Genomic DNA, 19,276 nt, shown 5'->3' with positions numbered 1-19,276 from the left:
TGCAATCCTGCACCGATGGGTCTATATGACCACTGAAATTCTTGATCGCTTGATGAAGAGTGGGGCCGCAAGGCTCCGCTCTTTTTCGTTAGGCGAACCGGAAACAGAGGGCTGAAAGCCCGGCGACAATCCAAAACCGGAAGGCCAGATGGCAGACACCGCACACGAACCGCGACTTATAACCGAAACCGGCATCGACCAGCGTATTGCCGAGATCATCGAACCCGTTCTGACGGGTATGGGCTATGTTCTGGTGCGCGTGCGGCTTTCCAATCAGAACGGCATGACGCTGCAGGTGATGGCGGAACGGGAAGACGGCACGATGACCGTTGAGGACTGTGAAGCCATTTCCATGGCCATTTCACCGGTTCTTGATGTGGAAGATCCGGTCGATAAAGCGTATCATCTTGAAGTTTCCTCGCCCGGCATCGACCGGCCGATGGTTCGCAAATCGGATTTCACCCGTTGGCAGGGCCATCTGGTGAAGGTCGAAACCTCCATTCTGGTCGAGAACCGCAAGCGGTTTCGCGGCAAGATCGTTGAGGTTGATGCTGACGGTTTCAAGCTGGAACGCGACCAGATCGCTTATGGCGAAGAGCCGACCGTCGTTATTCCGTTCACTGCGCTTTCCGATGCGAAGCTCATTCTGACGGACGACCTTATTCGTGATGCGCTGCGGGCAGACAAGGCGGCCAAGGCCGCTGCCGCAAACCAGAACGACGAAAACGAAGCAGACGAAGACTAATTCCAACGTAAAGCCCGGAAAACGGGCGATCCCCGCAATTATGCGACTTACGGAGATAAAAAAATGGCAGTGAGTGCTAACCGGCTTGAGCTTCTGCAGATCGCCGATGCTGTGGCGCGCGAAAAGGTCATCGACCGCGAAATCGTGCTTGCCGCAATGGCCGACGCTATCCAGAAAGCCGCCCGCTCGCGCTATGGTTCGGAAACCAATATCCGCGCTGATATCAACTCCAAGACCGGCGAAATCCGCCTGCAGCGTCTTCTGGAAGTTGTCGAAGCGGCTGAGGACTATTCGACCCAGATCCCGCTGGAGCTTGCCCGCGACCGCAACCCGGACGCCAAGCTCGGCGACTTCATTGCAGATCCGCTGCCGCCAATGGATTTCGGCCGTATCGCCGCCCAGTCCGCCAAGCAGGTCATCGTGCAGAAGGTGCGCGAGGCCGAGCGTGACCGCCAGTATGACGAGTTCAAGGACCGTATCGGCGAAATCGTCAACGGCACCGTCAAGCGCGTCGAATACGGCAACGTCATCGTCGATCTCGGCCGTGGCGAAGGCATTATCCGTCGTGACGAGATGATCCCGCGCGAAAACATGCGCTACGGCGATCGCGTACGCGCCTACGTCTACGACGTTCGCCGCGAACAGCGTGGCCCGCAGATTTTCCTGTCGCGTACCCATCCGCAGTTCATGGTGAAGCTCTTCACCATGGAAGTGCCTGAGATCTACGACGGCATCATCCAGATCAAGTCGGTTGCCCGTGATCCTGGCTCACGCGCCAAGATCGCCGTCATCTCGAACGACAGCTCGATCGACCCGGTCGGCGCCTGCGTCGGTATGCGCGGTTCGCGCGTTCAGGCCGTCGTCGGCGAACTCCAGGGTGAGAAGATCGACATCATTCCATGGAGCCAGGAGCCGGCGTCGTTCATCGTCAATGCCCTGCAGCCGGCGGAAGTCGCCAAGGTCGTTCTGGATGAAGAATCCGAGCGTATCGAAGTGGTCGTTCCCGACGAGCAGCTGTCGCTCGCCATCGGCCGCCGCGGTCAGAACGTGCGTCTGGCATCGCAGCTGACCGGCTGGGACATCGACATCATGACCGAGCAGGAAGAATCCGAGCGTCGCCAGAAGGAATTCAACGAGCGTACGGCCCTGTTCATGGAAGCGCTCGACGTCGACGAAATGGTCGGCCAGGTTCTGGCTTCGGAAGGCTTCGCGCAGGTTGAAGAACTGGCTTATGTGGATCTCGACGAAATCTCCTCGATCGATGGCTTCGACGAAGACACCGCCGATGAAATCCAGACCCGCGCCCGCGAATATCTGGAACGCCTGGAAGCCGAAATGGACGCCAAGCGCAAGGAACTCGGCGTTTCCGACGAATTGCGCCAGATCGACGGCCTGACCTCGCAGATGATGGTTGCGCTCGGCGAAGACGGCATCAAGACCATCGAAGACTTTGCCGGCTGTGCAGCGGACGATCTCGTTGGCTGGAGCGAGCGCAAGGACGGCGAGACGAAGAAGTTCGAAGGCATCTTCTCCAAGCTCGATGTTTCGCGCGTCGAGGCCGAGAACATGGTGGTGCAGGCTCGCCTTCTGGCAGGCTGGATCACCGCCGAAGAGCTCGCTTCCGAACAGGAAGCTGATGCGGAAGCTGCCGAGGAGGCGGATACCGCCGAGCAGGAATGACATCGCAGGCGCATGAGCCGGACGAGCTGCCCGAGACTGACGATGACGGGCGGATCAAAGGCGACGTCAATGGACGTATGTGCATTGTGACACGGCAGAGCGGATCGCCAGATGAGCTGATCCGCTTCGTCGCAGGCCCGGACGGCGACGTCGTTCCGGACCTGAAACGCCAATTGCCGGGACGCGGCTGCTGGGTGACACCCGAGCGCGCCCTGATCGAGAAAGCCATCGCGAAGAAGCTCTTCGCGCGGGCTCTGAAACGTGACGTCAAGGCCGGGCCTGAGCTTCTCGCTCTTCTCGACCGTCTGATGGCCCAGCATGTGGCTGGCATGATGAACATGGCGCGCAAGGCGGGCCAGTTCATCAGCGGCGCGACGAAGGTCGATGCTGCCGTCCGGTCCGGGAACGCGATCGCCGTGTTTCACGCGACCGACGCTGCGGCCGATGGCGTCAGAAAACTGGACCAGGCCCGCAAGGCCTGGGCACTCGGCAGCGATGCCGGCAATGAAATTCCGTCCTTCCGGCTCTTTAGCGAAGCCGAAATGGACGAGTTGATGGGCCAGAATGCTTTTATCCATGCCTGCGCGCTTGCAGGGCAGGCGGGTGAGGGTGTAGTGAAGCGCGCAACGATGCTTGAGCAGTACCGCAATGGCGGTCGGGCTCATGCGGAACGCGACGCTGCCCGGACAGAACAATGACGCGGTTGCCCGATATGAACGGTCGCCGCGTTCCGATGCAGCAATTGAACGACGAGACCTGATGAACGTCATCCGGTTCTCGTCCGAAGGAACGGGAACGGAATGACCGACAACAACGACGACAAGACACTCAACGCGCCTGCCAAGAAGACTCTTACCCTGAAGCCGGGCGGGATGAATCAGGGCACCGTGCGGCAGGATATGGGTCGAGGTCGCACCAACGCGGTTGTCGTGGAAACACGCAAGCGCCGCCCCATGCGTCCCGAAGACGAGAAGCAGGTACATTCGGCTGCGGCGCCCGCTCCGAAGCCGGCGGCTCCCGCCGCCGCCGCACCTCGTCCACAGGCTCCGCAGCCACGCATCCACCAGCCCAGCAACCAGCAGCAGCGTCCGGGTTCTTCCCCTCCGCAGCAGCAGCGTCCCGGCTCGTCAGCGCCCCAGCAGCGCCAGCCGGAGCGTCCGCGCGGCAATGTTCTGCATGACCTTTCCGCCGGTGAAATGGAAGCCCGTCGCCGCGCACTGATGGAAGCGCAGGCCCGTGACGTCATTGAAGCCAAGCAGCGCGCCGAAGAAGAGGCTCGCCGCAAGGTGGAAGAAGAACGCCGCATTGCCGCGGAAAAGGAAGAGGCCGCCCGCCGCGCCGCCGAGGAGGCTGAAGCAGCAAAGCTCGCGGCAAGCCAGCCGGCCGCGGAAGCAAAATCCGAACCGGCCGCTGAAAAGCCGGTTTCTGCCGCTCAGCCGGTGCCGCGCGCCGAGGCTCGTCCTCAGCCCGCCGCTGCCCCTGCCCGCCCGGCCACCGAAACTGCCGCTCCGCGCGGTCGCCGCACTGACGGCGACGAGGAGGACGATCGCGGTGCACGCCGTGGTAACCTGCCAGTCCGTGGCAAGGTTGCAGCGCCGGCGCCGGCCAAGCCGGCTGCACGCCTGAAGACAGAAGAAGAACGCCGCCGTGGCAAGCTGACCGTTACCTCGTCCAACCTGGATGAAGACGGTACGCCACGTGGCCGCTCCATGGCATCCATGCGCCGCCGGCAGGAAAAGTTCCGCCGCAGCCAGATGCAGGAGACCCGCGAAAAGGTAATGCGCGAAGTGATCCTGCCGGAAACCATCACCATTCAGGAACTGTCGCAGCGCATGTCGGAACGTGCCGTCGACGTCATCAAGTTCCTGATGAAGGAAGGCCAGATGATGAAGCCGGGCGACGTGATCGACGCCGATCTGGCGGAACTGATTGCGGTCGAATTCGGCCACACCGTCAAGCGCGTTTCCGAATCCGACGTGGAAGAAGGCATCTTCAACCAGGCGGACGACGAAGGCGAAATGCTGCCGCGTCCGCCCGTCGTGACGATCATGGGTCACGTCGACCACGGCAAGACCTCGCTTCTCGACGCCATCCGTCAGGCGAACGTTGTTGCCGGCGAAGCCGGTGGCATCACCCAGCATATCGGCGCCTACCAGGTCGAGAAGAACGGTCAGAAGATCACCTTCATCGACACCCCCGGCCACGCCGCCTTCACCGCCATGCGTGCCCGTGGTGCGCAGGCGACGGATATCGCCGTTCTGGTGGTTGCCGCAGACGACAGCGTGATGCCGCAGACGATCGAGTCCATCAACCACGCCAAGGCGGCGGGTGTTCCGATCGTCGTTGCGATCAACAAGATCGACAAGCACGAGGCGAACCCTGAAAAGGTTCGCCAGCAGCTTCTGCAGCACGAAGTCTTCGTGGAATCGATGGGCGGTGAAGTTCTTGACGTCGAAGTTTCGGCCAAGAACAAGCTCAACCTCGACAAGCTGCTTGAAGCGATCCTGCTGCAGGCCGAAATCCTTGACCTCAAGGCGGACCCGAACCGCACGGCGGAAGGTACGGTCATCGAAGCCGAGCTCGACCGCGGCCGCGGCGCCGTTGCCACGGTTCTGGTTCAGAAGGGCACGCTGAAGCCCGGCCAGATCATCGTTGCCGGTGATCAGTGGGGCCGTGTGCGCGCGCTCGTCAACGACAAGGGCGAACATGTCAAGGAAGCCGGTCCGGCCATGCCGGTCGAGATTCTCGGTCTTTCCGGGACGCCGTCGGCCGGTGACCGTTTCGCGGTTGTCGAAAATGAAAGCCGTGCTCGCGAGATTTCCGAGTACCGCCAGCGTCTGGCACGCGACAAGGCTGTCGCACGTCAGACCGGCCAGCGCGGTTCGCTGGAACAGATGATGAGCCAGTTGCAGACGTCGGGAATGAAGGAATTCCCGCTGGTCATCAAGGCAGACGTGCAGGGTTCGGTCGAAGCCATTATCGCTTCGCTCGACAAGCTCGGCACCGACGAAGTCCGCGCTCGTATCGTTCATTCGGGTGCTGGTGCCATCACGGAATCGGATATCTCGCTTGCCGAGGCCTCCAATGCCGCAATCATCGGCTTCAACGTTCGCGCCAATGCACAGGCACGTACGGCTTCCGAACGCGCCGGTATCGAGATCCGCTACTACAACATCATCTACGATCTGGTGGATGACGTGAAGGCGGCGATGTCGGGTCTGCTTTCGCCGGAACGTCGCGAGACCTTCCTCGGCAATGCCGAAATCCTCGAGGTGTTCAACATCACCAAGGTCGGCAAGGTCGCGGGTTGCCGCGTCGTCGAAGGCAAGGTGGAACGTGGTGCGGGTGTTCGTCTGGTACGCGACAACGTCGTTATCCACGAAGGCAAGCTCAAGACCCTCAAGCGCTTCAAGGACGAAGTCAACGAAGTGCCTGTTGGTCAGGAATGCGGTATGGCCTTCGAAAACTACGAAGACATCCGCGCCGGCGACACCATCGAGTGCTTCCGCGTCGAACACATCACGAGAACGCTCTAAAGCATTTCCAGGAAAAGTGGACCCCCGGTTTTCCGTCCAGAAATGCGATAGAACAAAGAGCGTTCTCGCCGCAAAACAGGACTTTACTGTCGGGCGCCGGCTTACCGGCGCTCGCTCCGTTTGAGGCATAACCCATGGCAAAAGCTACATCATCGGCCCCTTCCCAACGCATGCTGCGCGTCGGCGAACAGGTGCGCGCCGCCCTGACCCAGATTCTCCAGCGCGGGGAAGTCCGCGACGATCTGATCGAAAGCACCGTCATTTCCATTTCGGAAGTGCGCATGTCTCCCGATCTCAAGATCGCGACAGCTTACGTGACGCCGCTCGGCGTTGCCGACCACACCGATATCATCACGGCACTCAACCGCCATGCCAAGTTCATGCGCGGCCGCCTCGGCCCGCAGCTCCGGCAGATGAAATACATGCCGGAACTGCGTTTCCGCGACGATACGAGTTTCGACAATTATCAGAAGATCGACGCGCTTCTACGCTCGCCCGAAGTGCAGCGCGATCTTGGACCTTCAAACGAAAAAGACGACGAACAGAACTGAAGCATGTCCAAACCACGCAAACAGCAGAACCGCAAACCCAAGGGCCGTCCGATTTCCGGTTGGCTGATCCTCGACAAGCCGCTCGATTTCGGCTCTACCGAGGCCGTCTCCAAGATCAAGTGGCTGTTCAATGCCCAGAAGGCAGGCCATGCCGGCACGCTTGATCCGCTAGCCTCCGGCATGTTGCCGATCGCGCTTGGTGACGCCACCAAGACCGTACCTTACGTCATGGACGGCCGGAAAATCTACGAATTCACAGTGACCTGGGGCGAGCAGCGCACGACCGACGATCTGGAAGGCGACGTGGTCGAATCTTCCGATCAGCGCCCGGACGAGCAGGCGATCCGCGATCTTCTGCCCAATTATACTGGTGTGATCCACCAGACACCGCCGCAGTTCTCCGCCATCAAGATCGCCGGTGAAAGGGCTTATGATCTGGCACGTGACGGCGAGACCGTGGAGATTCCCGCACGCGAGGTGGAAATCCATCGCTTGACGTTGCTCGCCTGCCCGGATGCCGATACGGCCCATTTCGAAGTGGAATGCGGCAAAGGCACCTATGTGCGGGCGCTGGCGCGTGACATGGGACGCGATCTCGGCTGTTTCGGCCATATCTCGGAATTGCGCCGCACCATGGTCGCGCCCTTCGGCGAAGACATGATGGTGCCGCTCGAGACGCTGACGGCACTGGAAGCCGTTGAAGACCGCGACGAGCGGCTGGAAGCGCTGGACGCCTATCTGATCGACACGGCCGAAGCGCTTTCCGCCCTTCCCCGCCTTATTATCAATGACGATCAGGCGCACCGGCTGAAGATGGGTAACCCTATCCTGCTGCGCGGGCGCGATGCGCCGGCCAGCCATCCGGAAGCCTACGCTACGGCACATGGCAAGCTGGTCGCCATTGGCGAAATCGGCGAAGGCGAGTTTCGCCCGAAGAGGGTTTTCGGCTGAGTCGGAGCGTCACGCGTTTGCTGACGCGTGGCGGAGCGCTGTCAATCGCCTCTTTCCATTGCACCCGGAATAGTTTATAGGCAGCGCCAGCTTGGGCTTTGCCTTCGCTTTTCATGGCCAGAGCTGGACGACATCCCGGCTCTAGGCGTCCCGTTTTCCTTAAAACTGAAAGGATCGTCCGATGTCGATTACTGCAGAGCGTAAAGCCGCCCTCATCAAGGAATATGCAACGAAGGAAGGCGACACCGGTTCGCCGGAAGTTCAGGTCGCAATCCTTACCGAGCGGATCAACAACCTGACCGGTCACTTCAAGGATCACAAGAAGGACAACCACTCGCGTCGTGGCCTTCTGACCCTGGTTTCGAGCCGTCGTTCGCTTCTCGACTATCTGAAGAAGAAGGACGAAGCCCGTTACACCAAGCTGATCGGTGCTCTCGGCATTCGCCGCTAATAAGGTTTCCGGCGGGCTTCTCAATGATGCCCGCCGGTTTTTAATTCCGGCCCTTCAGGCCGCATGATTTTCCGGGCGTTTGCCGCAGATGTGGCCCCCGGGCGATAAGGGTGAACCGGATGGGCCGGTGCCGCCTTTTTCAACCGCAGACCTGTCATGGGGCAGGATTGCCGGATGCTTGCCCGTCCAAGCCTCCCGCTGTCTTGCCCGTGATTGAGTCACAGCGCTGCCACGGCCGGTCACGATGACCGGGCGGGCAGCCACAACCAAGGACAAGATATGTTCAATCAACACTCCGTGGAAATCGAATGGGCAGGCCGCCCGCTGAAGCTCGAGACCGGCAAGGTTGCCCGTCAGGCTGATGGCGCCGTCATCGCAACCTACGGCGAGACCATGGTTCTCGCGACTGTGGTTTCCGCTAAGTCTCCGAAGCCGGGTCAGGATTTCTTCCCGCTCACCGTCAACTATCAGGAAAAGACCTACGCAGCCGGCAAGATCCCCGGCGGTTACTTCAAGCGTGAAGGCCGTCCGAGCGAAAACGAAACGCTGGTCTCGCGCCTGATCGACCGCCCGATCCGTCCGCTCTTCCCTGAAGGTTACAAGAACGACACCCAGGTTGTCGTCACCGTTATCCAGCACGACCTGGAAAACAATCCTGACATCCTCTCCATGATCGCCACATCCGCGGCGCTCACGCTTTCCGGCGTTCCCTTCATGGGCCCGGTCGGCGGCGCGCGCGTTGGCTACATCAACGGCGAATATGTTCTGAACCCGCATCTCGACGAGATGGATGAGTCGGTTCTGGACCTGGTTGTTGCCGGCACGCAGGACGCCGTCCTGATGGTGGAATCGGAAGCCAAGGAACTGAACGAAGACGTCATGCTCGGCGCGGTCATGTTCGGTCACCGCGGTTTCCAGCCCGTTATCGATGCGATCATCAAGCTCGCCGAAGTTGCCGCCAAGGAACCGCGCGAATTCGAACCGGAAGATTTTTCCGCTCTCGAAAACGAGATGCTGGCACTCGCCGAAGCTGAACTGCGCGACGCTTACAAGATCACCGAAAAGGCCGCCCGTTACGCCGCCGTCGACGCCGTCAAGGCTAAGGTGAAGGCGCACTTCCTGCCGGAAGAAGGCGAAGCCAAGTACACGCCGGAAGAAATCGGCGCTGTCTTCAAGCACCTTCAGGCCAAGATTGTTCGCTGGAACGTTCTCGACACCAAGAGCCGCATCGACGGCCGCGACCTGTCGACCGTTCGCCCGATCGTTTCCGAAGTTGGCATTCTGCCGCGCACGCACGGGTCGGCGCTCTTCACCCGCGGTGAAACCCAGGCGATCGTTGTTGCGACCCTCGGCACCGGCGAAGACGAGCAGTATGTCGACAGCCTCACCGGCATGTACAAGGAACGCTTCCTGCTGCATTACAACTTCCCGCCCTACTCGGTCGGTGAAACAGGCCGCATGGGCTCTCCGGGCCGTCGTGAAATCGGCCACGGCAAGCTCGCATGGCGCGCTATCCGTCCGATGCTGCCGACCGCCGAACAGTTCCCCTACACGCTGCGCGTCGTTTCCGAAATCACCGAATCCAACGGCTCCTCGTCGATGGCAACGGTCTGCGGCACCTCGCTTGCACTGATGGACGCAGGCGTTCCGCTTGCCAAGCCGGTTGCCGGTATCGCCATGGGCCTCATCCTCGAAGGCGACCGTTTCGCGGTTCTTTCCGACATCCTCGGTGACGAAGACCACCTCGGCGACATGGACTTCAAGGTCGCAGGTACGGCTGACGGCATCACCTCGCTGCAGATGGACATCAAGATCGCCGGTATCACCGAAGAGATCATGAAGATCGCTCTGGAGCAGGCACAGGGTGGCCGCAAGCACATTCTCGGCGAAATGGCCAACGCCATCACCGAGAGCCGTGGCCAGCTCGGCGAATTTGCGCCGCGCATCGAAGTGATGAACATCCCGGTCGACAAGATCCGTGAAGTCATCGGCTCCGGCGGCAAGGTCATTCGCGAAATCGTCGAAAAGACCGGCGCGAAGATCAACATCGAAGACGACGGCACCGTCAAGATCGCTTCTTCTTCCGGCAAGGAAATCGAAGCGGCCCGCAAGTGGATCCACTCCATCGTTGCGGAACCGGAAGTCGGCGCCATCTACGAAGGCACGGTTGTCAAGACCGCCGACTTCGGCGCTTTCGTCAATTTCTTCGGCGCCCGTGACGGCCTCGTCCACATCTCGCAGCTCGCTTCCGAGCGTGTTGCCAAGACCTCCGACGTCGTCAAGGAAGGTGACAAGGTCTGGGTCAAGCTGATGGGCTTTGACGAGCGTGGCAAGGTTCGCCTGTCCATGAAGGTTGTCGACCAGGAAAGCGGCAAGGAAATCGTTGCCGACAAGAAGAAGGAAGACGGTGAAGCCGCTGCCGAATAAGGCCGCGCCACCAAATCCTGTCGAGGCGCGGGTTTTGCCCGCGCCTTTTTTCTATTCTACCGTGAGGATGCTCCCATGAGCCGTGACGCCGTAAAAACCCTTTTCCATCCCTTTGCCTCTGACATGCTTGCCATGCCGAAAGACGGCGAACGCGTTCTTTTTCTGGGAGCGGAGGCGGGTCCGCGGCTCGACGGTTTCGACGCGGAGGTCGTCGCGGTTCAGCATCTTCGGCCGCTCTATCGCGCTCTTGAGGCTCAGGGTGCAAAGGTCACTCCGGATATTTCGGGCGAAGATTACGATGCGGCGCTGCTGCTTTGCGGCAAACACCGCGGCGAAAATGAAAACCGTGTCGCTGAAGCGCTTTCCCGGGTGAAGGCCGGCGGCCTGATCGTCGCAGCCGGATCGAAGGAAGACGGTATTCTGACGCTGCGTAAGACGCTGACAAAGCTCGGCATCGAGGTGGACTCGACGCCGAAATATCACGGCGTCGCCCTGTGGTTCAAACGGCCGGACGATATCTCTGCCGTCGTGTCGAAACTTGCTCAGAAGCCCGTGACGGTGGAAGGCCGCTTCACCGCCCTGCCCGGCATGTTCTCGCATGACCGTGTGGATGATGGTTCGGAACTGCTCGCATCGCGCCTGCCGACCGATTTCGACGGCAATGCTGCCGATTTCGGCGCCGGCTGGGGTTATCTCTCCATCATGCTGGCGGAAAAATCGCCGCGCACAGCCCGTATCGATCTGTTCGAAGCGGATTGGAATGCGCTCGAATTCGCCAAGACCAATCTTCTCGAAAACAACCCTCGCCTGACGGCGCGTTTCTTCTGGCAGGATCTGGCAAACGAGCCGCCGAAGGAGAAATACGACCTCATCATCATGAACCCGCCTTTCCATTCAAGTGGACAGGCGGCGGAGCCGGCGCTGGGTCAGGCCTTCATCAAGGCCGCGGCCGGGGCGCTGCGCAGCGGTGGCAAGTTGCTGATGGTCGCCAATCGCGGCCTGCCCTATGAGCCGGTGCTGGCAGCAGAATTCCGCACCAGCACGGAAGTATGCCGAAATGCCCGCTTCAAGATTCTGAGCGCCCAGAAGTAAGAAAATCAGCTCAATAGCCAGGCCCATAGCGACACGGAAAGGACACCGGTCGCCGTGGATATGCTGATGGTTGAGGCCGCAACGCTGTGGCCGATGCCGAAACGGTTGGCGATGAGCCAGGCATTCACGCCCGTTGGCACCGACGAGGTGAGGACAAGCGCCGCCGTCCATTCACGGCTTAGCCCGAGTACATGGCCCATGGCCCAGACACAGGCTGGCAGGAGCAGCAGTTTAAAAAAAGTCATGGTGACGGCAATGCCCATATTGCCGCGGATGGTGTATTTCGTCAGCGCCATGCCCAGCGAAATCAGGGCTGCGGGTCCTGCCATGGAGGCGATCTGATCCACCACTGTTTTCAGGACAGGCGTCAGCGCCAGACCAGAAACATTGGTCGAAAGCCCTATGACGAGGCCAATCACAAGAGGATTGGTGACGAGATTTCTGCCGACCTGCTTGAAGACCGCGGCCGTGCTGCGCTTTTCTCCACCGATTGCCTTGTGCGTTGCATTTTCCATCAGGATCGTGCCGGCGATCATCATGACCGGCAGGTGGATGGCGAGCAGGATGGAAAGGGCAACCAGCCCTTCGTCGCCCACGGAGCGACCGACAAGAGGCAGGCCAATGAAGATATTATTCGCAAAGGCCGAGGAGATGCCGGCAATGACGGCGATGCGGACATCCTGCTTGAACACATGGCGGGTGACGATATGCCCGACTGTCCAGGTGACGGCCACGCCAGCAAAATAAGTGAGCCAGAGCCGGAACGGCGAGGCACCGTGGAAATTCGCTTCCGCAAGGGTGCGGAAAATCAAGGTCGGCACGGCGATCTTGAAGACGAAGTCGCTCAAGATCTCTCCTGCGTCTGCCCGGAAGAGGCCAGCTCTCACGGTCAACCAGCCGATCAGGATGAGAATGAAAATCGGGGCGACATTCGCGGCAACGGCAGACATGGAGGGAAAGCTTTCGCGGCTTTTGCGGGAGGATACTCCGCTTTAGAGCCTTTTCGGCCGGAATGGAATCGCGAAAACGCTTCATGTTCCGGTTTTAATCGCGGCATGGAAGGCTGGGCAGCCTTCCCACCACGTCTACCGGGCGGGCGTCCGGCCCATGCGATGGTGACGTCTGCCAAAAAGAAAAAGCGGGGTCTCCCCCGCCTTTTATGTCCGTTATATGCCGCCAGTACATCCGTGGCGGAGATAACGGTTGAGCCAGAAGACCTCATGTCTTCCATTTCGGTACGCATTCACACACCTCTGCTCTGGTCGCAGAGATAGCTTAACCATATTACAGGCAAATGACGCGTTTTCTTCTTTCGCGCAGAACCGCATATTTCCGCTTTAGGCTTTTCTTGCAGCCAGAAATGTTTAAGACCTTTGAAAAAGACGCACACCCCGTGCGAACCGGATAGGGCCAATGACGAAATTTGACGTACTGACTGTCGGCAATGCCATCGTCGACATCATTTCCCGCTGCGATGACCGCTTTCTCAACGACAATGCCATTACCAAAGGGGCGATGAACCTCATAGACGCAGAACGGGCAGAGCTGCTTTATTCGCTGATGGGGCCGGCTCTCGAAGCCTCCGGCGGCAGCGCTGGCAATACGGCGGCGGGTGTGGCGAATTTCGGCGGCAAGGCTGCCTATTTCGGCAAGGTGGCGGAAGACCAGCTCGGCGAAATCTTCCAGCACGACATCCGCGCTCAGGGCGTTTATTTCGAAACCAAGCCGCAAGGCACCTTCCCGCCAACGGCCCGTTCGATGATCTTCGTGACCGAAGATGGCGAGCGTTCGATGAACACCTATCTCGGCGCCTGCGTCGATCTGGGCCCTGAGGATGTGGAAGATGACGTGGTGGCGCAGACCAAGGTCACCTATTTCGAGGGTTATCTGTGGGATCCGCCGCGCGCCAAGGATGCGATCCGCGAATGCGCCCGCATTGCTCATGAAAACGGCCGCGAAGTTTCCATGACGCTTTCCGACAGTTTCTGCGTCGGCCGTTACCGTGAGGAGTTTCTCGATCTGATGCGCTCCGGCACAGTGGATATCGTTTTCGCCAACAAGCAGGAAGCGCTTTCCCTTTATGAAACCGACGACTTCGAGCTTGCGCTGACCAGGATCGCCGCCGACTGCAAGATCGCGGCGGTGACGATGAGCGAAGAAGGCGCGGTTATCCTGCGCGGCACGGAACGCGTGAAGGTGGATGCCTATCCGGTGCATGACGTGGTCGACACGACGGGTGCGGGCGATCTTTTCGCCGCCGGCTTCCTGTTCGGTTATACGCAGGACCGGTCGCTCGAAGATTGCGGCAAGCTTGGCTGCCTTGCGGCTGCCGCTGTCATTCAGCAGGTCGGGCCTCGTCCCATGTCATCGCTGAAGGCGCTTGGCGAGAAGCACGGCCTTATTTAAAGGCTTCACCCGGGTAAGCACCCCAGATTTCGCCCTGCGAAACCCAGCCCGAGGCCTGACCGGCCTCGGCGCGACACCAGTCCCCATTGCATTCGCCGATCCTGAAGACCACGCCCGGCTCAAGTCGTGCCACAACGGCAGCGCCCGACTGCGCTTCACGGCGCATGTTCACATAAACTTCCTTGCCCTTGCCCCGCATCCAGGGGGCCGCTACGGCCGTGCGCTCACCGGAGAGAAGGGCCTGGTTGACCCAGCCTTCCGTCCCATCGGCATCACGGATCCGCCGCCAGTTTTCATATTCCTGGATGATCTCAACCGGCATCCCGGATTTCAGATACATCCATGACACGGCGTAATCCGTGCTCGGACCGATGCGCATGTTCACGCGTTTGGATTTCAGGCTGACAAAACGCGGCAGCGGCAGGCCGCTGGCGCCTTTCGCGGCGCCCTGCGCCATGGCGTCGGTTGCCGCACCGAGGAGGCCCAAAGACAATGCAATGCAAACAATAGAAACCACACTGCGCATGCCCATTTCCGTTTCCCGCCTTCTGCAAACCGGATGATATTTAAGGAGGCTCGTTTCCACATGCCTCAAGCTTCAGCGAGTTTTGTTTGTCTTCGCCGGTGGGTCTGGTAGAAACGCCCTGATTGAAAGAAATTATCGCTCTTTCTGGTTAATGACTTCTGAACAAGGCAGCGGCAAACGATGACCCCCAAGAAGAGACCGACAGTTTATATCACCCGCAAATTGCCTGATGTCGTCGAAACCCGAATGCGCGAACTTTTCGACGCAGAACTCAATATCGATGACACCCCGCGCAGCGAGGAAGAACTGGTCGCCGCCATGCAGCGGGTGGACGTGCTGGTGCCAACGGTCACCGATCGCATTACCGCCCCGATGATCGAGCAGGCTGGACCGCAGCTGAAGCTGATCGCGAGTTTCTCCAACGGCATCGACCATGTGGATGTGGACGCCGCGGCCCGCAAGGGCATCACCGTGACGAACACGCCCAACGTACTGACCGAGGACAGCGCCGATATCACCATGGCGCTGGTGCTGGCCGTACCGCGCCGCATGATCGAGGGCACACGCGTGCTTGCCAATGGCGCGGATGAGTGGCTCGGCTGGTCACCAACCTGGATGCTGGGACGGCGCATTTCCGGCAAGCGTATCGGTATTGTCGGGATGGGCCGCATCGGCACCGCGGTGGCGCGGCGCGCCAAGGCTTTCGGGCTTTCCATTCACTATCACAACCGCAAACGCGTCAATCCGGCGACGGAGGCGGAGCTCGAAGCGACCTATTGGGACAGTCTCGACCAAATGCTGGCGCGGGTGGACATCGTTTCCGTCAACTGCCCCTCGACGCCCGCGACCTATCACCTTATTTCCGCCCGGCGGCTCGCACTGATGCAGCCGACGAGCTACATCGTCAATACCGCGCGCGGCGACATCATCGATGAGGCAGCGATGATCCAGTGCCTGCGCGAGGGCAAGATCGCCGGCGCTGGACTGGATGTCTACGAGAACGAGCCTGCGGTGAACCCCAAGCTCATCAAGCTTGCCAAGGAAGGCAAGGTGGTGCTGCTTCCACATATGGGTTCAGCGACAATCGAAGGGCGCATCGAGATGGGCGACAAGGTCATCATCAATATACGCACGCTGTTCGATGGTCACCGCCCACCGAACCGGGTGCTGCCCGGGCGAAACTGAGTTCTGAGACAGAGGCCCGAAGATCGGACCTCCCGGTTCTTGTCAATCGCGCCGGAGGGAAGTCGCTTCAGCCGAGGATCTTGGTCATCTCGATCGAGGTCGTGCGATCATATCCCGCATGGGCATTTTCTGCCGTCTTGACGAAACCCCAAGCCCCGAACTTTGCATGATTGGCGACAAGCTCAATCCGAGTTTCCAGCCGTAGCGCCGGCAGCGCCAGTTCACGGGCCAAGGCCTCGGCTTGCGCCAGCAACATTTTACCGATGCCCTTTCCCTGCGCTTTCGGGGAAACGCACAATTTGCCGACGTAAAGACAGGATGGCGGCTCCGGCCTGCAGAAAAGGCAGCCCAGCAGTTCATTCCCGTCCAAAACCACGAAAGCAATCTCCGCCCTTGCCTTTTCGGCGAGATTTTTAGGCGTCAGGCGATGGGCTGAAGATGGTGGGTCGATGACGCCATCCATGTAAGCGAAGGACGTCATGATAAGCGCCAGCAATTCATGCCAGCGGTCGAAGTCGTCGCCAATTCTTTTGATTTCCATCATGTTTTCTTTGTCCCTTGACGCCGCTTGTATCGCACTGTTTCGAAACGCGCCGACAGTGCGTCATAGAGGAGCAGACGGCCAATCAGCGGTTTGCCGGCACCGGTGATCAGCTTGATCGCCTCCATGGCCATCAGCGTGCCGATAACGCCCGTCAGCGCGCCGACAATCCCTGTTTCCGCACAATTCGGGATGAGCCCCTGCGGCGGCGGCTCGGGAAACAGGTCACGATAGCCGGGCAGCAACGTGCCTTCGGCATTTGTTTCATAGGGCTTCAGCACCGTCACAGAACCATCAAAACGGCCAACGGCGCCCGTCACCAGCGGCCTTTTTGCCGTTTCCGCCGCGTCCGCTGCGGAATATCGAGTGTCGAAATTGTCCGATCCGTCAATCAGCAGATCGAAAGATTGCAAATGATCATGCGCCCAGACCTGCGAAAAGCGGTCTTCGTACACGATTGTACGCACATGAGGGTTAAGGCGAGCAATGGCCTTTCGGGCACTTTCCGTCTTCTGCTCGCCAATCGTCCCGCTATCGTGGATCACCTGGCGCTGAAGGTTGGAGAGAGACACGACGTCATCGTCGATCATGCCGAGTGTGCCGACGCCGGCGGCGGCGAGATAATGGAGCACGGGCGCACCGAGACCACCCGCCCCGATGACCAGCACGCGCGCGGCCTTCAGCCGTTGCTGGCCTGCACCGCCGATTTCCGGCAGCAGGATATGGCGTTTGTAGCGTTCTATTTCTTCCGGGCTCAGCGGGTCCATGTCGCACTCCCTCTCTTTGCCTTCATGCGGTGATGCTCCCGTGGGATACATTGAAGAATTGTGCCCGCTCGCCAAGGGCGGAGAACATGGCCGCATCCGTTCCAGTCATGAAACTCTGTCCCCCCAGCGCGTGGATGAGATCGAACAATGCCGCCCGCCTGCCCTCGTCCAGATGAGCGGCAATCTCGTCCAGCAGCAGAACCGGTGCATAACCCGTCATGTTGGCGGTCAGCTGCGCATGCGCGAGCACCAGACCCACCAGCAGCGCCTTCTGCTCCCCCGTCGAACAGCGTTCGGCTTCCATGTCCTTTTCCGCATGCCGCACGAAGAGATCGACACGGTGCGGCCCATCAAGCGTGCGCCCGGCGGCAGCGTCCCGGTAGCGACCTTCACGCAGCATCAAGCCATATTCGTCTTCCAGATCGACGGCGGGACGGTTGAGGCCATCATCCATAAAGCCGGAAAGCGACAGCGTCGCTGAGGGGAAGGCCGCATCGCCCCTCCGCCCTTCGATCAAACTCCGGAGCAGGCCGAGCATCTCATAACGGGCAACCGCCATGGAGATGCCGAGTTCAGCCATCTGCTTTTCGATACCGTCCAGCCAGACCGGATCAAAACGGCCCTCGGAAAGCAGTCTGTTACGCCCACGCATGGCTTTGTCAAAATCGCTGGCGCGTCGACCATGGGCGGGATCAAGCGAAAGCACAAGTCGGTCAAGGAAACGCCGGCGGTCAGACGATGAGCCTGTAAAAAGGCCGTCCATGGCGGGGGTGAGCCACAGGACACGCAGATGGTCGGTCAATTCATCGACGGATTTGACTGCCGTGCCGTTCAGCCGCAGCCGGCGCGACACCACCTCGCCATCGCCTTCAATCCCCGTGCCGATCGCGACCTCGCCATCCATGCCATCGACATCTGCGAAAATAGAAAAGCCGGTGGCTTCCGCACCCACGCGCGTGACGTCGGACAGGACCGCGCGGCGAAGTCCGCGTCCGGGCGACAGAAACGACACCGCCTCCAGAAGGTTGGTCTTGCCGGACCCATTGTCGCCGGTCAGCACCACATGGCGGTCATCCAGGGAAAGCGACGCCACCGCGTAGTTGCGGAAGTCCGTGAGTTTCAGTCGGGAAAGCGAGACCTTGTTCGTCATGGTTACGGCCTAAAACGAAGCTGCCCCGATGGCAAGGCGGCTCTTGTCCATGTTTATTGCCTAGCGCCGAAACCATGCGAATTATTCAGTAGTGGCAACTTTTTTAGCGGGCGGTTATTTATAGCCGGTTCGTTATCACCGGTAACTCTTCCATGCGTCTCCTCCTGCCTCTTTTCATCATGCTCGGTCTTCTTTCCTCCTGCGCCGGACGGCCGGGAGCGGACGTGCTGCAAGCGGTCGACACCAGGGCGAAGGATGCCAAAATCGTGACCGCCTATGTGGCAAGCACGCGCGAAAAAAGCGAGGAGGCCCAAAAGGGCTTCAGTGCGCTCAGAGCGGCCGAACCGAATTATGCCCGCTTCGACATTTCGATACCGCCCACCCACAAGAGTGGAAAAATTGAGTGGTCGACCGGCAAACCCGACGCGAAGAAGGATTTTGTCGTCACGCAGGCGCAGATGTTGAGCAAGGCTCGTTTCAACGATGACCTCGGAGATATCACCCGCTCCGGCAAGCAGATTGCGCTTTTCGTGCATGGCTATAATTACAGCTATCAGGAAGCGCTTTTCCGGGCAGCGCAGATGGCAGCTGATGCCAATCTGGATGGTGTGCCGCTGGTATTCTCCTGGCCCTCGCAGGCGAATGTCGCCGGCTACGTTGCCGACAAGGAATCGGCGACCTACTCCCGTGACGCACTCGCCAATCTGCTGACAGACCTCACACGCCATTCTCCACGCAAGAACATTGTCGTTTTCGGCCATAGCATGGGCGGCTGGCTGGTCATGGAAGCGCTACGCCAATTGCGTTTCGAGGGGCGAAGCGACGTTATTGCCAAGCTGCAGGTGGTTCTTGCCGCGCCCGACATCGATGCCGATGTCTTCCGCAAACAGATCGAGGTGGTTGGCCGGCTCAACCCGCCGCTCACCGTTCTGGTTTCCAAGGACGACCGCGCCCTGAAAGCCTCCTCCATACTGGGCGCGGACGTCACGCGGATCGGCGCACTTGACGTCACGGATCCGAAGGTGCAGGACGCCGCCCTCAAGGAGGGCGTTCAGTTCGTGGATATTTCCAAGCTGAAGGCGTCGGACCCGCTCAACCACGACCGCTATGCTGCTTTGGCGTCACTCGTGCCGCAGCTGGAGGCAAGCCGCAACGGCAATGGACAAAACGGCATCGGCCGTGCGGGCGCTTTCGTGTTCGATGCTATCGGCGCGACCGTATCGAGCCCCTTCCGACTTGCCAGCCAGGTGGTGAACCCGCAGTAAAAA

Annotated in this window: 17 protein-coding genes; 12 read left to right on the top strand and 5 right to left on the bottom strand. The window is 60.1% G+C overall.

Annotated features, from left to right (window positions below; translation table 11 throughout):
* Window positions 1–148: 148 nt before the first annotated feature.
* The 9 genes from rimP to QE453_RS09365 all read left to right on the top strand — a co-directional run bounded on the left by rimP (window position 149) and on the right by QE453_RS09365 (window position 11,433).
* Window positions 149–745 carry a ribosome maturation factor RimP gene (rimP, locus tag QE453_RS09405; protein ID WP_004439068.1) on the top strand — a complete coding sequence of 199 codons (597 nt, stop codon included), beginning with the start codon at window positions 149–151 and terminating at the stop codon, window positions 743–745.
* 63 nt (window positions 746–808) lie between these two features.
* Window positions 809–2,425, top strand: coding sequence for a transcription termination factor NusA (gene nusA, locus QE453_RS09400; RefSeq protein ID WP_003524306.1), 1,617 nt, complete (start codon window positions 809–811; stop codon window positions 2,423–2,425).
* Window positions 2,422–3,123, top strand: a complete 702-nt coding sequence (locus QE453_RS09395; protein ID WP_004439062.1) for an RNA-binding protein — start codon at window positions 2,422–2,424, stop codon at window positions 3,121–3,123. The genes nusA and QE453_RS09395 overlap by 4 nt, the downstream gene beginning before the upstream one ends.
* 102 nt (window positions 3,124–3,225) lie before the next feature.
* Window positions 3,226–5,961 carry a translation initiation factor IF-2 gene (gene infB, locus QE453_RS09390; RefSeq protein ID WP_244405442.1) on the top strand — a complete coding sequence of 912 codons (2,736 nt, stop codon included), beginning with the start codon at window positions 3,226–3,228 and terminating at the stop codon, window positions 5,959–5,961.
* A gap of 134 nt (window positions 5,962–6,095) precedes the next feature.
* Entirely contained in the window at window positions 6,096–6,512 is a 417-nt protein-coding gene (gene rbfA, locus QE453_RS09385; protein ID WP_004439055.1) for a 30S ribosome-binding factor RbfA, read from the top strand.
* Between the two features lie 3 nt (window positions 6,513–6,515).
* Complete coding sequence (gene truB / locus QE453_RS09380) at window positions 6,516–7,463, top strand: tRNA pseudouridine(55) synthase TruB (RefSeq protein WP_045533173.1); 948 nt, start codon at window positions 6,516–6,518, stop codon at window positions 7,461–7,463.
* A gap of 181 nt (window positions 7,464–7,644) precedes the next feature.
* Complete coding sequence (gene rpsO, locus QE453_RS09375; RefSeq protein ID WP_004439050.1) at window positions 7,645–7,914, top strand: 30S ribosomal protein S15; 270 nt, start codon at window positions 7,645–7,647, stop codon at window positions 7,912–7,914.
* Between the two features lie 279 nt (window positions 7,915–8,193).
* Window positions 8,194–10,341 (top strand): polyribonucleotide nucleotidyltransferase, encoded by a 2,148-nt coding sequence (pnp, locus tag QE453_RS09370; protein ID WP_006699832.1) that lies wholly within the window; start codon window positions 8,194–8,196, stop codon window positions 10,339–10,341.
* Between the two features lie 75 nt (window positions 10,342–10,416).
* Window positions 10,417–11,433, top strand: a complete 1,017-nt coding sequence (locus tag QE453_RS09365; protein WP_309776964.1) for a class I SAM-dependent methyltransferase — start codon at window positions 10,417–10,419, stop codon at window positions 11,431–11,433.
* 5 nt (window positions 11,434–11,438) lie between these two features.
* On the opposite strand, the gene QE453_RS09360 is transcribed toward QE453_RS09365, so the two are convergent.
* Window positions 11,439–12,383, bottom strand: coding sequence for an AEC family transporter (locus QE453_RS09360; protein ID WP_004439041.1), 945 nt, complete (start codon window positions 12,381–12,383; stop codon window positions 11,439–11,441).
* 463 nt (window positions 12,384–12,846) lie between these two features.
* Here QE453_RS09360 and QE453_RS09355 point away from each other — a divergent pair, with 463 nt between their 5' ends.
* Complete coding sequence (locus tag QE453_RS09355; RefSeq protein ID WP_004439040.1) at window positions 12,847–13,839, top strand: adenosine kinase; 993 nt, start codon at window positions 12,847–12,849, stop codon at window positions 13,837–13,839.
* On the opposite strand, the gene QE453_RS09350 is transcribed toward QE453_RS09355, so the two are convergent.
* Complete coding sequence (locus tag QE453_RS09350; RefSeq protein WP_034496360.1) at window positions 13,832–14,365, bottom strand: SH3 domain-containing protein; 534 nt, start codon at window positions 14,363–14,365, stop codon at window positions 13,832–13,834. The two genes, QE453_RS09355 and QE453_RS09350, sit on opposite strands and share 8 nt — an antisense overlap.
* Before the next feature lie 180 nt (window positions 14,366–14,545).
* On the opposite strand from QE453_RS09350, the gene QE453_RS09345 reads away from it, so the two are divergent.
* Window positions 14,546–15,550 (top strand): D-glycerate dehydrogenase, encoded by a 1,005-nt coding sequence (locus QE453_RS09345; protein WP_004439034.1) that lies wholly within the window; start codon window positions 14,546–14,548, stop codon window positions 15,548–15,550.
* Between the two features lie 67 nt (window positions 15,551–15,617).
* On the opposite strand, the gene QE453_RS09340 is transcribed toward QE453_RS09345, so the two are convergent.
* From QE453_RS09340 to recF, 3 genes are read right to left on the bottom strand one after another with little or no spacing between them, the layout of a single operon-like run.
* Entirely contained in the window at window positions 15,618–16,094 is a 477-nt protein-coding gene (locus QE453_RS09340) for a GNAT family N-acetyltransferase (RefSeq protein ID WP_244405446.1), read from the bottom strand.
* A complete protein-coding gene (locus QE453_RS09335) occupies window positions 16,091–16,858 on the bottom strand; it encodes a molybdopterin-synthase adenylyltransferase MoeB (RefSeq protein ID WP_244405448.1) in 768 nt (255 codons plus the stop codon). The genes QE453_RS09340 and QE453_RS09335 overlap by 4 nt, the downstream gene beginning before the upstream one ends.
* Window positions 16,859–16,880: 22 nt before the next feature.
* Complete coding sequence (recF, locus tag QE453_RS09330) at window positions 16,881–18,008, bottom strand: DNA replication/repair protein RecF (protein WP_006699836.1); 1,128 nt, start codon at window positions 18,006–18,008, stop codon at window positions 16,881–16,883.
* 152 nt (window positions 18,009–18,160) lie between these two features.
* Here recF and QE453_RS09325 point away from each other — a divergent pair, with 152 nt between their 5' ends.
* On the top strand, window positions 18,161–19,273 hold the full coding sequence (locus tag QE453_RS09325; protein ID WP_006699837.1) for an alpha/beta hydrolase: 1,113 nt from the start codon (window positions 18,161–18,163) through the stop codon (window positions 19,271–19,273).
* Window positions 19,274–19,276 lie beyond the last annotated feature (3 nt).

Origin of the sequence: Agrobacterium sp. SORGH_AS_0440 (genome assembly GCF_031453135.1) — a bacterium.
GTDB lineage: Bacteria > Pseudomonadota > Alphaproteobacteria > Rhizobiales > Rhizobiaceae > Agrobacterium > Agrobacterium pusense.
This window is presented reverse-complemented; position numbering and strand designations above follow the sequence as displayed.